Raw genomic sequence first — 14,566 nt, forward strand, 5'->3', positions numbered from 1 at the left:
GCTCCGGGTCACTCCGTCCCGAAGACGTGGTCGACGACCCGGGCGGACGCCTGCCCGTCGTCGTGCGGGCAGTACTTCACGAAGAAGCGGTCGTAGTCGTCGGCGTAGCGGTCCTCGCTGCCGGGCGCCTGCTCGACCGCTTCGGCGACCTCCGCCGAGGTCGTCACGACCGGGCCGGGCGCCTCCGCCTCCAGGTCGACGTAGAAGCCGCGCACATGGTCGCGGTAGCGCTCCAGGTCATAGGTGTAGAGGACGATCGGCCGGCCCAGGATCGCGTAGTCGAACATCGCGGACGAGTAGTCGGTGACGAGCACGTCCGCCGCCATGTACAGGTCGGCGATGTCCGGGTAGCGGGACACGTCGATGACGAAGCCGTCCCTCGCGGTGTCGGCCCGGTCGGTGATGAGCGGGTGCGTCCGCAGGAGCAGAACGTGGTCGTCGCCTAGGGACTGGCGCATGATCTCCACGTCCAGCTCCAGGGAGAAGCCGTGACTGCCTGGCGCGTGGTGCCGGTCGTCCCGCCACGTCGGTGCGTAGAGAACGACCTTCTTGCCGTCCGGAATGCCGAGGCCCTTGCGGATACGGGAGCCGATGCTCTCCCACTCGGGCGTGCTCAGGATGTCGTTGCGCGGATACCCCGTCTCCAGGACCTCGCCCTCGTACCGGAAGGCGCGGCGCATGATCTGCGTGGCGAACGGGCTCGGGGACAGCAGCAGATCCCACCGCGACACCTCCCGCTCCAGCCGGTCGAGGCGTTCGGTGTGCCGGTACGGCATGTCCTTGAGGTCGTGGGCGAGGCGCTTCAGCGGCGTGCCGTGCCAGGTCTGGACGTAGGTCTGGCCGTCGCGCTTGACGTACCACGGCGGCATCGCGGAGTTGGTGACCACGTAACGGGCGCGCGCGAGGAGGCGGTAGTGCTCGCGGCTTCCCGCCTGGACGATGCGGGCCTTGCCGTCCACCGCGAACTGGCCGTCCCGGGAGACCCACACGCACTCCAGGTCCGGATTGCGCCGGGTGAGCTCCTCGTAGACGGCCCTGGGGTTGCAGCTGTACTGGGTGCCCTCGTGGCTGTCGAACACGGCGACGTCCGCGAGGGGGCTGCGCAGGTACACGGGGTAGTCGCGCTCCTGGAGGAGCCGCTGCGCGTGACCGCCGCGCTCGTCGTCGTCCAGGGCGGGACGGCTGTACAGCACCAGCGCGTCGGTCTGGTGGACGCCGACCTCGAACACGTGCGTCGCGACCTGCTCCCGTCCGGGCAGCTCAGGAATGGCCTCGCGTTCGACCACGACGGCCACCTCCCCGGCGCGCGTGCGCGCGAGGAGGTCCCAGGTTCCGCTGCGCAACGGCAGATCCGTCCCGAACAGGGCGATCGTCGCCGGGGTGAGCGCGGCGGTGAAGCGGTGGCCGTCCCAGGTGACGGGGACGCGGTGCCGGTCGCCCGAACGGTGCCGCCGCAGGACGAAGTGCTCCGGCCGCTCCTCCGGGTCCGCGAAGTCGCCGAACAGGGTGAGGGTCCCGTTGTCGTCCCACTCCGCCGCCGTCACCACCGGCCGCGCGCAGCGCTCCACGCCCCGCAGGTTGCCGAACGCCGTGCGGGTGAGGGCGAGCTCCCGGCCAGGGCCCGAGGGCGCCGGGAGGGCGTACCGGGCCGGGAGGACGTTGCTCGCGACGGTGAGCCGCAGCGGGCCGCCCTCGCCGGTCAGCCTGATGTCCCAGTCGACGGCGTCCAGGACGTGCGCGCAGTAGGCCGCTCCATGCTCGCCGTCCACGGGCGAGACCAGGTCCTTCAGCGGCAGCGTCGCCTTGAAGTCGAACCCGGTGCCCTCCGCCATGCGCAGCGCGGCGGACTGCCGCAGCGTCACCCGGCCGCGGACCTCGGCGCTGCCGTGCCTGCGCGTCGCGACCATCGCCGCGCCCGCGCCCAGTGCCCGCCTCGTCCAGCCGGTCAGCTCCAGCCGGTCGCCGTCGCACCGCATGCCGGTGAGGACGGCCTTGGCCCGCTTGACGTGCACGACGAACACGTCGTCGTCGCCCGCCGCCGGCTGGACCGCGACGTGCTCGTCCACCTGGCGCGCGGCCGTCCACCGCACCGCCGGCTCCGTCGCCGTCAGCCGCTGCACCGCCTTGCGCCCGGCCGTCGACACCTCGGCGTACAGCTCGTAGGTGGCCGTCCGCCACTCATCGCCGTCCAGCAGGAGTTCCGGCTCGACCCGAACGGAGAACCCGGACCAGTCGTAGGACACCGTTGTCTGGTCGGACTGGGCTGTGGCCTCCGTGCAGAGGATCCGTTCCACCGGCAGCCTGATCTCCTTGCCGGTCTTGACGTCCCGCATCCAGGCGCGGATACGGGAATCGGTCACCGCGGAGACGTCGAGCCGGTCGAAGTAGGCGTGGCCCTCAACGATGAGGGTGTCGACGTCCCACTCCACACGGTCGACGTCCGCCCACAGGAGCATCTCGTCGGTGACGTCGTACATCTCCTCCGGGATGGCCCGTTCCACATCGTCGAAGTAGGGGTACCGGGCGTACCAGCGCTGCCGGAGCCTGCCACGCCGCACCAGCGGGACGTCCTGCAGCCCCGCTTCCTCCTCGAAGCGGAGGACCTCCAGCAGTTCGGCCAGCATCCGCTCCCCGAGCAGATGGGTCTGCAGCCGCCTGATGGCGGCCAGCCGGTCCGCCGCGGACTTGTCGGAGGTGGCGACGACCTCGGCGCCCAGCTCGACAAGGCGTTCCCGTTCCTCCCAGGAGGCCCCGGGCAGGGCGAGGATCAGGGCACGCACGTCGAAGTCCAGCGCGTACATGTCGTGGACGGCCAGCAGCTCCGGCGCGTTGTCCTCGACGAACTTCCGGGCCACCGCGTGGGTGGCCATCCGTTCGGTGATGTCCGCCGGGTCGTGCCGCACCCGCGCCGCCGTCCCCGGACGCTCACGCCAGTAGTAGACGGCCGCGTCGAGCACGTCCACGGAGGAGGCCAGGACGTGGGTCTTCATGGCCGTGAGCAACATGGCCGCAGGCGTGTCGAGGGTCGCGGGCACCTGGAAGTCGTAGGCGTCCCAGAACTCGCGCCGGAACACCTTGTTGCACACCATCCTGTCCTGCAGGAGGGCAGGGTGGCGGATCGCGTCCGTCGCCTTCTGCGTCCTCGCGTAGGGCACGGTGTGCATGGGCGACTGCCGCACCTGCGTCCCGTCCAGGCACCTGACGTTCCCGCCGGCGAGGTCGGCCTCTGACGCCTCCAGCGAACCCACCATCAGCTCGTACGCGTACGGGGGCAGGGTGCCCCTGCCGTCGACGAAGGCCAGGTAACGGCCGCTCGCCTGCTCGACGCCCGTCTCCCCTGCCGGCGTCCCACCGGACGGCTGGATCAGCGTGAAACGATCGTCGCGTTCGGCGAACTCCTTGGCGACGACCGGCCCGCCGTCGCTCGACCCGTCGTCCACCATGAGCACTTCCATGTCGCGCATGGTCTGCCGTGCGAGGGACTCCAGGCAGCCGGTGAGATGCTCCTCGGCGTTGCGGAAGGGGACGACGACGCTGAGCAGAGGCGAGCCAGCCTGGGGCGCGCTGGTTTCGGGTGAGCTGGTCTGGGGTGACACGTGCGGCTCCGTGGTGGGGTGTCAGTTGGCGGGCTGGAGGACCCGGTCGAGCACACGGGAGGCGGCGTTGCCGTCGTCGTGCGGGCAGTACCGGGCGGCGAACGCGGCGCGCGCGTCCCGGAAGCCCGCGTCGAGCGCGGTGGGCTCGCGCAGGGCCTCGATGACCTCGCGCGAGGTGCTCAGGAGCGGCCCGGGGGCCTCCGCGTCGAAGTCGAAGTAGAAACCGCGCACGTGGTCGCGGTAGCGCTCCAGGTCGTAGGTGAAGAACACCATCGGGCGGCCGGTCACGGCGAAGTCGAACATGGACGACGAGTAGTCCGTGACCAGCACATCGCTGATGAGGAACAGTTCGGAGATGTCGGGGTAGTAGGACACGTCCATCACGCAGTCGCCCGGCTGGAGCTTCGGGCGGTCCGTGACGAGGTAGTGGGTGCGCAGCAGCAGGACGTGGTCGTGCCCCAGCGCCGCCCTGAACCGGTCGATGTCGAACTCCAGCCGGAACGACCGCCTGCCGACCGCGTAGCCGAAGTCGTCGCGCCACGTCGGCGCGTACAGCACGACCCGCTTGCCCTCCGGGATGCCGAGCCGCCGCCGGACCGCCGCCGCCATCTCCCCGCGATGCGGGCTGTTCAGGATGTCGTTGCGCGGATAGCCGCTCTCGAAGACGGGCCCGTCATAGCGGAACGCACGCCGGAACAGCGGGACGGAGAACGCGTTCTGGGCGAGGAGCAGGTCCCAGTGGGCGACGTCGTACTCCATCCAGTCGCGGCCCTGAGGACGCTTGTACGGCATCTCCTTGATGTCGTAGCCGAGCTTCTTCAGCGGTGTCCCGTGCCAGCACTGCACGTAGATCTGGTCGTCGCGCTTGGCGAACCACTCCTTCTGCGACCAGTTACCGAAGATGTAGCGGGCGCGGGCCAGCGCCTCGTAGTACTCCCGCGTACCGGCCAGGACGGTCCGCGCACCCGACGGCCGGCCGAACTGGCCGTTCTGCGTGATCCACACGCACTCCAGGTCGGTTTCGCGTCGCCGGAGCTCGTCGTAGATGCCGCGCGGGTTGCACGAGTACTGGCGGCCCCGGTAGGCGTCGAACACCGCCAGGTCACGCACGGGCAGGTTCAGATGGCGGCGGTAGTGCCCGGACCGTAGACGGCTCTGGGCGTAGGGGCCGCGCTCGTCCTCGTCCAAGGCCGTCTCCACGCGCACCTGCAAACGGTCCGTCTTGTGGCCCAGCACCGTGATCCTGTGCAGGCCCGCCTCGAAAGGCTCCGGTAGCTCGCGGAGGGTGTGGCGTCTGATGACGACCGGTTGCTCTTGACCGGCGATGACAACGAGGACGTCCCAGCGACCGGAAATGAGGGGACGGGACAGGCCGAGCACCGGCATACGCGCCGGTGAGAACGACGCAGTGAACCGGTCGTTCTGCCAAAGCAGCTTGACCGTGTGCTCCTCGCACGACCGCCGGCGCCTGAGGAGCACAGCGTCGGGCCGTCCGGCGCCTTCTGTGCACGTCCCCGCCAGGTGGAGGGCGCCATCGGGTGTCCAGGACACCTCGTCCACGGCCAGGGTCCGGCCCCGGACCACGAGACGGAGCGTGCTGCGCCTCGTCCTGGCGAGTTCCACTTCCCCGCCCGGAACGAGGAACGCGGCGCCCGCGGGGTCCTCGTCCAGGTACGGCTTGACCTCGCCCGGCAGGGCGACGTCCCACTCGCCGGGGCGCCTGGCCAGCCCGCCGACCGGCAGCCTGGCCCGGAACGCGCCGTTCCCGGCCGGCTCGACCCGCCCGGTGACCGTGCCGCGGCCCGTCCGCGGGACGGCCACGACGGTCGGCTCGTCGCCGAGCGGGGTGCGGCTCCACCCGTCCAGGCACAGGTCACCGCGCTCCAGATGGCCGCCGATGACCGCCGCCTGCGTCCGCCGCACCTGCACCACGAACCGGTGCCTGCCCGCCACGCCCTGGACGAGCACGCCCGGCGCGCACTCCCGGTCGTCCGGCCACTGGCGGCCGGTCAGCCGCGGGTTCCCGAACGTGGACCGGCGGCGCAGCCCCCGGTTGACGATCTCGACGCACGGCACCCAGTCGATGTCCCGCCAGCGGCCGAGCACCTTCAGCGACGCCGGGTCGATGTCCGCGACGAACCCGGACCAGTCGTAGGAGACCGCGGACTGCCGCGACCGTGCGGTGACGTCCGGCCTGCGTACCCGAGTCACGGGTACTCGCAGCAGCCCGCACCGGTTCGCCGCCACCAGCCACACGCGGATGCGCGAACCGTCTTCGGTCGAGGAGTCCAGGTGCCGGATGTAGGCGTGGCCCTCTAGGCGGAGCCGTCCGTCCACCCACGTGGCCCGGTCGATGGCGGCGACCGGCGTCAGTTCGTCGGTCACGTCGTACACGTGCAGGGGAACGGCCCGCTCCTCGTCCTCGAAGAACGGGAACTCCGCGTACCAGCGGTGGCGCATGCCCCGCCGCACCCTGGGCGCGTCCACCGCCTTGCGGAGATGCGCGTACTGCATCACCTCCAGCAGCTCGGGCAGCATGCGGCGGGAGAGGAGGTGGACCTGGAGGCGTGTCATGGCGGGGAGCCGCTTCAGCACCCGCTGGCCGATGTGCCGCGCTAGGTCCGCGCCCATCGTCACGAGTTCCTCGCGGTGCGCCTCCTGCGTCCTTGGCAGCGCCTCGAACAGGGTGTGGAGCTCTATCTCCACCAGGGCGTGCTCGTCGTAGGCGTGCAGGAGGTTGGGCGCATAGTCGGCGAGGGCGTCACGAAGTAGACGCGCGGACGCCAGACGCTGGGTGATGTTGTCCCAGTCGTAGCGGTCCTCGGTGATGGAGCCCGGCCGCTTACGCCAGTAGTAGACCGTGTCCTTCAGGACGTCCACGGAGCGGGCCAGCGCGTGCGCGCGCACGGTGACCGGTGGGTCCTCGTAGAAGCCGGTGGGGAACTCCAGGCCCACCCGCAGCCAGAAGTCACGCCGGTACACCTTGTTCCAGGGCGTCCTGTCGCGCATGAGCACCGGCTTGGACGACACGTGCGTCTTGGCACTGGACTCGGCGAACACACCCTCGTGCAGGGGCGACTGCCATTTGCGGTCCTCGTCGATCCGCATGACGTTGCCCGCCGCGAGGTCGGACCCCGTCCGCTCCAGGGAGCCGACCAGCCGCGCGTAGGCTTCGCGGTCGACCACGTCGTCGGCGTCGGCGAACGTGAGGTACTCCCCCCGCGCCTGCAGCACCCCCGCGTTGCGCGCCGCGCCGGGGCCCTCGTTGTCCCGCGTCACGAGCCGGAACCGCGGATCCCGCGCGCACATCTCCTTGGCGATCACGGCGCCGTTGTCGGTGGACCCGTCGTCCACCATGATCACCTCAAGGTCGCGCAGCGTCTGACCGGCCAGCGACTCCAGGCACTCCCGCAAGAACTCCTCGGTGTTGCAGAACGGCACGACGACGCTGAGCTTCGGGGACATGGGGCCTCCTCCTCGCCCCACCGAGCATGATGACAACGCGCCATCACGCGAACACGCATCGCGATTGCAAGGCCGTCCCCTGAACCAGACTTGACCTCGCGTGGGTACGCGTTTACGGTCCGCTGACCTTCACCCGGGCGGCCCTACGCGGGACGTACGCCCGGCGCCGTCCCCGATTCGGCGACCGCTGCACGGAGGCTGGCGGCCAGGACCTCGAACTCGTGCGCGCGCGGGGACGTCGAGCGGAACCCGAGCCCGATCCTGCGATACGGCGCGGGCGCCGCGAACCGGTGCGCGCGCAGGTCCGGCGCCCGGCGCGTCTCCACCTCCAACGCGGTCTCCGGGACAAGCGTCACCCCGAGGCCGCCCGACACGAGCTGGACGAGCGTCGCGAGACTCGTGGCATAGGTGGCGGCGGCGCGTGCCCCTACGTCACGGCACACGTCCAAGGTCTGATCCCGCATGCAGTGCCCCTCGTTGAGCAGAATCACGTCCAGGTCGCTCAGCGCTTCTCGCGAGACCTCGCCTTCTACCTCGAACTCCGCCGGAGCGACGAGCACGAAGTCCTCGTCGTAAAGGACGACCTCCGTCACACCGGCCGTGGCCACGGGTAGGGCAAGCAGCACCACGTCCAGCCGCCCGGCCAGCAGCTCGGCGACGATGTGCGCGGTCTTCTCCTCACGCACCGAAAGCTCCAGTGTCGGGAACTCCTTGGCGAGCCGTGGCAGCACGACAGGCAGCAGATAGGGCGCGACGGTCGGGATGACCCCCACCCGGAGCTGCCCCACGAGCGGCCCCTGGGCGGCCCTCACGTCCTCTACGAGCCGGTCCAGTTCCGCCAGGATGACCTCCGCCCGCCGTGCGACACGCTCCCCGGCGGGCGTGAGTAGAACCTTTCGCGTCGTTCGCTCGACCAGCCGCGTCCCGAGGCTCTCCTCCAGCGCGGCCACCGCGCCCGACAACGCGGGCTGGCTCATCCGCAGCGCGGCGGCCGCATCCCGGAAATGCAGATGCTCCGCCAGTGCGGAGAACGCCCGCAACTGCGCCACCGTCGGTCTGTTGATCGCCATCCCGGCCGGAATGGTACCGGCCCACAATTACTCACAGTGACAAAACGCAGGTCATGGAAGGGTGGCGTTCCCCACAGTGCATGCCCCCTATATCCGCGCAATAGGGTCGGGCCGTGGACGATCATCTGCTGGCAGGCCGCTATCGGCTGACGTCGCTGCTGGGCCGGGGCGGAATGGGCGCCGTCTGGCATGCCCGCGACGAGCGGCTCGACCGCGAAGTGGCGGTCAAGGAGCTGCGCCTGCCCGAGCGACTGACCGAGGAGCAGCGCCGGACCTGGAGCGCGCGGCTGGACCGCGAGGCCCGTGCGGCCGCCAGGCTCAAGCATCCGGGCATCGTCACCGTCCACGACCGGATCACCGGCGAGGACGGCCGTCCCTGGATCGTCATGGAGCTGGTGCACGGGCGCTCCCTGGCGGACCTGGTCGAAGCGGAGGGGCCGCTGCCACCTCACCGGGTCGCGCAGATCGGCCTTCAGGTGCTGGACGCTCTTCGCGCGGCCCACCGGGCGGGAATCACGCACCGGGACGTCAAACCGGCCAACGTGCTGCTGGAGAGCCAGCGCGTCGTCCTGACCGACTTCGGGATCGCAGCCGTCGACGGCGACGCGACCCTGACCCGGACGGGTGCGGTCATCGGCACCCCTGCCTTCATGTCGCCCGAGCAGGTGCGCGGCCTGGAGGCCGGCCCCGCCTCCGACCTGTGGTCGCTCGGCGCCACCCTGTACGCGGCGGTGGAGGGCCGGCCCCCCTTCGACGGCGCGAACACCGGAGCGGTCTTCGTCGCCATCGCGACGGAGGATCCGCCGCCCGCCGTCCGCGCGGGAGCACTCGGGCCCACGATCATGGCGCTGCTGCAACGCGACGCGGACCGGCGCCCGACCGGCGAGCAACTCCGAGCCGGGCTCGCCCATCTCGCCCAGGAGCCCGCCGTGGCGCCCGCCCCGGCCGCCGGCCCCGCGCCGCCGCGGCGGCGGCGCGGACGTCCCGTCCTCATCGCGACGGCCGTCGCGGTGGCGCTCGCCCTGACCGCGGCCGTCGCGGTGTCAGCGTTCAAGCTGCGAAGCGACGCGGAACGCGACCAGGCCGCCAGGGACGCCTACCGGGCACTGACGGAACCTCCTGGCCCGGAGAAGTCCATGGACGAGGTCGCGACGGGCGAGCTGGCGGTGACGTACGAACTGTGCCCCGGCACCGAGAAATGCGACGTCGCCGGAAGAGTCACGGCCACCATGCAGTGGCTCGCGGCACAGAATGGCGTTCGCGTGGTATATCCACCCGCTGAGATGGCAGATTGCGGCACCCGCGAAGGCTGCCTCATCTCGGTCGCCTCACCTTCTTTGACCGGCGCGCGAATTGTCCAGAGCGACGACCGGCTCCTGCTCAGGGTCTTCGTCCGTGCCCCGCGATGAGGTGCACCGCCGGAGCGAACGCCTTCTTGCCGGACCGGGGGCGGAGGTGGTCTACCCTTGCCCGCTACGGAGGGTGATGCCGGTTTTGGGTGGGTCGATGTGATTTACATCTACCCTGCGCCGGGCCATCGCCAGGGGAGTTCCGCATCATTGCTGGCCAGCACGATTTCCTGGTGATTGATAAGGGACCTCTATCAATCGATTGCGATACATCGATTTCTCTTCTCAACACCGTTACGGCACGCTGAGTGACATCGGCCGCCGAGGCGGAAACCCCGCGGCCATCCCATGCCTCCTGCGCGGAGGCCACATTCTCGTGACGAAGGAGCATGCGTGCTTACTGTCGGTGACCAGTTCCCCGAGTACGAGCTCACCGCCTGCGTCTCGCTGGACCCGGACAACGCGTTCGAGACGATCAACCACAAGTCCTACGAGGGCAAGTGGCGCGTGGTGTTCTTCTGGCCCAAGGACTTCACTTTCGTCTGTCCCACCGAGATCGCCGAGTTCGGCCGCCTCAACGAGGACTTCGCCGACCGCGACGCCCAAGTGCTGGGCGCGTCCGTCGACAACGAGTTCGTCCACTTCGCCTGGCGCAAGGACCACCCGGACCTTCGCGAGATCCCGTTCCCGATGATGGCGGACCTCAACCGCGACCTGTCGTCCGCGCTCGGCATCCTCACCGAGGACGGCGTGGCGCAGCGTGCGACGTTCATCGTCGACCCCAACAACGAGATCCAGTTCGCCATGGTGACCGCCGGTTCGGTCGGCCGGAACGTCAAGGAGGTCCTGCGGGTCCTGGACGCCCTCCAGAGCGACGAGCTGTGCCCCTGCAACTGGAACAAGGGCGAGGAGACCCTCGACGCCACCAAGCTGCTGGCCGGGGTCTGACCCACCGCGCCGCACCGCGTTGGAACGTTCCCTCCCCATCCGCCGGGCGACGGCCGCGGCGCCGGGCGGCCGACGCCGCGGCCGGCCGCCGGGCGCGGCCGGCCGTCCGCAGGAAAGGACACATGATCATGAGCGTTGACGCCCTGAAGAGCGCCCTGCCCGCCTACGCCAAGGACACCAAGCTCAACCTGGGCTCGCTGACGTCCACCTCGCAGCTCACCGACCAGCAGCTCTGGGGGGCGGTGCTGGCCTGCGCCTTCACCACCCGGAGCGCCACCGTCATCCGCGAACTGGCCGAGGAGGCCGGCGACTACCTGTCCGCGGAGGCGTTCGAGGCGGCCAAGGGCGCCGCGTCGATCATGGCGATGAACAACGTGTACTACCGCGCCACCCACCTGATCGGGGACGACACCTACGCCACGCTGCCCGCCAAGCTCCGGATGTCGATCATCGGGAAGCCCGGCGTGGACAAGGTCGACTTCGAGCTGTGGTGCCTGGCCGTGTCGGCGATCAACGGCTGCGGGCGGTGCCTGGAGTCGCACGAGAAGGTCGTCCGGGAGGCCGGCCTGTCCCGCGAGCTGGTGCAGGAGGCCCTGCGGATCGCCGCGGTCGTCAACGCGGCGGCCGCGACCCTGGAGGCCGAGGCCGCCCTGGCGCCCGCCGGCGTCTGAGCGACACCGCCGCATACGTGAGGCCCGGGTGCGACGAGCACCCGGGCCTCACGCCGTCACAGGCGGACGGTCACTCCCATTCGATGGTGCCGGGGGGCTTGGACGTGATGTCCACGGTGACCCGGTTGATCTCGCGGACCTCGTTCGTGATGCGCGTGGAGATGCGCTGCAGGACCTCGTAGGGAAGCCGCGCCCAGTCGGCGGTCATCGCGTCCTCACTGGTGACGGGACGGAGCACGATGGGGTGGCCGTACGTGCGTCCGTCACCCTGGACCCCCACGGACCGGACGTCCGCCAAGAGGACCACGGGGAACTGCCAGATGTCGCGGTCGAGTCCGGCGTTCGTCAGCTCCTCGCGTGCGATGGCGTCCGCGTCGCGGAGGATGTCCAAGCGCTCGCGGGTGACGGCACCGATGATGCGGATACCGAGACCAGGACCGGGGAACGGCTGGCGCCACACGATCTCGGACGGCAGGCCGAGCTGTTCGCCGAGGGCGCGGACCTCGTCCTTGAACAGGCTCCGCAGCGGCTCGATGAGCTTGAACTGGAGGTCGTCGGGGAGGCCGCCGACATTGTGGTGCGACTTGATGTTGGCCGCGCCCGTGCCGCCGCCCGATTCGACGACGTCCGGGTAGAGGGTGCCCTGGACGAGGAACTCGACGGGCTCGTCCGCCTCCGGCGAGCCTTCCCGGGGGGCCGCCGCAGAGGTGCCCTCGACGATCTCGCGGGCCGCCTCCTCGAAGACCCGGATGAACTCCCGGCCGATGATCTTGCGCTTCTCCTCGGGGTCGGTGACCCCGTCGAGAGCGGCGAGGAAGCGCTCCTGGGCCTCCACGACGTGCAGGTTCACGCCGGTGGCGGCGACGAAGTCCTTCTCGACCTGTTCCGGCTCGCCCTTGCGCAGCAGGCCGTGGTCGACGAACACGCAGGTCAGCCGGTCGCCGATGGCGCGCTGGACCAGTGCGGCGGCGACGGCCGAGTCGACGCCGCCGGACAGCCCGCAGATCGCCCGCTTGTGCCCCACCCGCTCCCGGACGGCCGCGATCGACTCGTCCGCGATGTTCACCATCGTCCAGTTCGGACGGCAGCCGGCACCCTCGTACAGGAAGCGGCGCAGCAGCTCCATCCCCTGCTCGGTGTGCATGACCTCCGGGTGGAACTGGACGCCGAAGAAGCCGCGCTCAAGGTCCTCCATGCCCGCGACGGGGGTCACGTCCGTGGAGGCCGTGACGGTGAAGCCCGACGGGGCGCGGCTGACGTAGTCGCGGTGCGACATCCACACCGCCTGCTCATGCGGCAGGCCCGCGAACAGCATGCCGGGCGACGCGACGGTCACGGTGGTGCCGCCGTACTCGGCGACATCGGAGTTCTCGACCGTCCCGCCCAGGGCCTGGGCCATCACCTGGTGGCCGTAGCAGATGCCGAGCGTGGGCACCCCCAGGTCGAACAGCCCGTCCGGGACGATCGGAGCACCCTCCGCGTACACCGACGCAGGGCCGCCGGACAGAATGATCGCTTTCGGCCGCCTGGCGAGCATCTCGCCGGCCGGCATGGTGGACGGCACTATCTCGCTGTAGACATGGCACTCGCGGACGCGCCTCGCTATGAGCTGCGCGTACTGCGCGCCGAAGTCGACGACGAGAACGGTGTCAAAGGACTGGTCTGCGGCCACCAACAAAGCCTTTCGCACGGCCGGAAGGGTCCCACCAGTCTACGGGGAGCGATGCCCTGCACCGCTGCACACCCAACCCGTCCGTCACGATGGGCAATCGACCGATAACGGTCGGCTTCCATTTACCTCGACCACACTCCTGCCACGACGTCACTCTGATACCTCTTGATGACGCCCTGTGTTCACATGGCTCCCGTCCGCAAGCGTCCTCCATAGGAGTGCCGTGAAGTTGCTCGCAGCCGCCGCCCTGATCGCCGCGTTCGTCCCGGCCCTGGCCGCACCCACGTCGCCCGCACCGGCCAGCGCGTCCGCGGAGGTTTCGCATCTGGACGACTGCAAGCACGAGCACGCCGACGCACGGCACCGCCGCCCCCACGGGGACCGCAACGAGCTGACCCCCGCGGAGGCCGCCACAGTAGAGCAACGCCTCAACGAGATCCTGCACTCCCTGGGCCTGGCCGGTGGGCCGACGGGAGAGAATTTCCGCACCGCCGAGCAGATCAGCATTCCGGTCTACTTCCACGTCCTGCACAGCGGCGCCAAGGGCAACGTGTCCAACGCACTGATCCAGCGCCAGATCAAGACGCTGAACGACTCCTACGGCGGCCGGAACGGCGGAGCGGACACGCAGGTCTCCTTCACACTCAGCGAAGTGACCCGTACGGACAACGCGGCCTGGTTCAACGACCCGGAACGCTACGAGAAGACGTACAAGCCGAGGTTGCGCAAGGGCGGCAAGTCCACGCTGAACCTCTACAGCGGCAACATGGGCGGGGAACTGCTCGGCTGGTCGACGTTCCCCTGGAAGTACGAGTCCGAGCCCACGATGGACGGTGTCACGATCCACTACGGCAGCATGCCGGGCGGCCACATCCCGAACTACAACAGGGGATTCAGCGCGACGCACGAGGTCGGCCACTGGCTCGGGCTCTACCACACGTTCCAGGAGGGCTGCCTGGGCGAGGGCGACCGGGTCGCCGACACCCCGGCAGAGCGCGACCCCACGAACGGCTGCCCGACCGGCAAGGACACCTGCCCGGCCCCAGGCGCCGACCCCGTGCACAATTACATGGACTACAGCTACGACACGTGCATGACGTCCTTCACCGCCGGCCAGGGCGCCCGCATACACAAGGTGTGGACGGCCTACCGCCGCTGAGCCGCCAGGAGCCGTCCGGCGTCCTTCTCAGGAAGATGCCGGACGGCCTCCCGGATCGTCACACCCGAGATGACCCCGACCCTGGGTTCCACCCACTCCGTGACCCAGCCCGGATCCTTCTTGGACAGCTCCCGCAGCACCCACCCGAGGGCCTTGCGGATGAAGAACTCACGCTCGCCGATCAACACGTCCCCGAACTGGCCGATCCGCCCCAGATCAGGCTCTCCACTCCGCACACCCGCGAGAAGAGCCAACATCGCCGTGCGCCGTATCCACATGTAGGGATCGCCTGCCCACGCGTCCAGCACCGCCCCCAGCTCCGGGTACCGGATCACCAACCTGCCAACGACCTTCTCCGCGAGGTTGTCCACATAGACCCAACTGGCAGAGTCCCGCACGAACCGCTCAGCCACCGCCACGTCCCCGGGCTCCAGCAACGCCAGCCGCCTGACGAGCACCTCGATGGCCGCCACCCGAGCCTCATGGACCGGCCGCCCGCCCTCCGTGACACCCCATAGCGCCTCGGCGAGCGCGAGCAACTCCTCCCGCGCGACCGCGTCCTTCACCGCCGAAACGGCGACCTTGCGCACCACGGGCACCGGCACCCCGACATGCACGAAGTCGCTCTTCAGATAC

At 69.9% G+C, this 14,566-nt stretch carries 9 protein-coding genes; 4 read left to right on the forward strand and 5 right to left on the reverse strand.

What is annotated here, in order from left to right; genetic code table 11:
- Nucleotides 1–8 precede the first annotated feature (8 nt).
- The 3 genes from E1200_RS10320 to E1200_RS10330 form a co-directional block, all read right to left on the reverse strand.
- Nucleotides 9–3,596, reverse strand: coding sequence for a bifunctional glycosyltransferase family 2 protein/CDP-glycerol:glycerophosphate glycerophosphotransferase (locus tag E1200_RS10320; protein WP_131951603.1), 3,588 nt, complete (start codon nt 3,594–3,596; stop codon nt 9–11).
- Between the two features lie 21 nt (nt 3,597–3,617).
- A complete protein-coding gene (locus E1200_RS10325; protein ID WP_131951604.1) occupies nt 3,618–7,061 on the reverse strand; it encodes a bifunctional glycosyltransferase family 2 protein/CDP-glycerol:glycerophosphate glycerophosphotransferase in 3,444 nt (1,147 codons plus the stop codon).
- A gap of 143 nt (nt 7,062–7,204) precedes the next feature.
- A complete protein-coding gene (locus tag E1200_RS10330; protein ID WP_131951605.1) occupies nt 7,205–8,131 on the reverse strand; it encodes a hydrogen peroxide-inducible genes activator in 927 nt (308 codons plus the stop codon).
- A 113-nt stretch (nt 8,132–8,244) separates the two neighbouring features.
- Between E1200_RS10330 and E1200_RS10335 the strand changes: the two genes are divergently transcribed.
- The 3 genes from E1200_RS10335 to E1200_RS10345 all read left to right on the forward strand — a co-directional run bounded on the left by E1200_RS10335 (nt 8,245) and on the right by E1200_RS10345 (nt 11,099).
- Entirely contained in the window at nt 8,245–9,540 is a 1,296-nt protein-coding gene (locus E1200_RS10335; protein ID WP_243708460.1) for a serine/threonine-protein kinase, read from the forward strand.
- Nucleotides 9,541–9,873: 333 nt separating this feature from the next.
- On the forward strand, nt 9,874–10,428 hold the full coding sequence (locus E1200_RS10340; RefSeq protein ID WP_131951606.1) for a peroxiredoxin: 555 nt from the start codon (nt 9,874–9,876) through the stop codon (nt 10,426–10,428).
- 128 nt (nt 10,429–10,556) lie between these two features.
- Nucleotides 10,557–11,099: a carboxymuconolactone decarboxylase family protein gene (locus E1200_RS10345; protein ID WP_131951607.1), complete on the forward strand. Its 543-nt coding sequence runs from the start codon at nt 10,557–10,559 to the stop codon at nt 11,097–11,099.
- Nucleotides 11,100–11,169: 70 nt separating this feature from the next.
- Here the strand turns inward: E1200_RS10345 and guaA are convergent, their stop codons facing one another.
- Nucleotides 11,170–12,777 carry a glutamine-hydrolyzing GMP synthase gene (gene guaA, locus E1200_RS10350; RefSeq protein ID WP_131951615.1) on the reverse strand — a complete coding sequence of 536 codons (1,608 nt, stop codon included), beginning with the start codon at nt 12,775–12,777 and terminating at the stop codon, nt 11,170–11,172.
- Nucleotides 12,778–12,994: 217 nt separating this feature from the next.
- Between guaA and E1200_RS10355 the strand changes: the two genes are divergently transcribed.
- Nucleotides 12,995–13,930, forward strand: a complete 936-nt coding sequence (locus E1200_RS10355; RefSeq protein ID WP_243708461.1) for a zinc metalloprotease — start codon at nt 12,995–12,997, stop codon at nt 13,928–13,930.
- Here the strand turns inward: E1200_RS10355 and E1200_RS10360 are convergent.
- Nucleotides 13,918–14,566, reverse strand: a 649-nt coding sequence (locus tag E1200_RS10360) for a DNA alkylation repair protein (RefSeq protein ID WP_131951608.1), incomplete at its 5' end; no start/stop codon positions are given. The two genes, E1200_RS10355 and E1200_RS10360, sit on opposite strands and share 13 nt — an antisense overlap.

This window comes from Actinomadura sp. GC306 (assembly GCF_004348665.1).
Lineage (GTDB): Bacteria > Actinomycetota > Actinomycetes > Streptosporangiales > Streptosporangiaceae > Spirillospora.

What these genes read in the sequence shown, in the direction of transcription:
- E1200_RS10325 (WP_131951604.1), bottom strand. Translation starts at nt 7,061, where the DNA reads ATGTCCCCGAAGCTCAGCGTCGTCGTGCCGTTCTGCAACACCGAGGAG.
- E1200_RS10330 (WP_131951605.1), bottom strand. Translation starts at nt 8,131, where the DNA reads ATGGCGATCAACAGACCGACGGTGGCGCAGTTGCGGGCGTTCTCCGCA.
- E1200_RS10345 (WP_131951607.1), top strand. Translation starts at nt 10,557, where the DNA reads ATGAGCGTTGACGCCCTGAAGAGCGCCCTGCCCGCCTACGCCAAGGAC.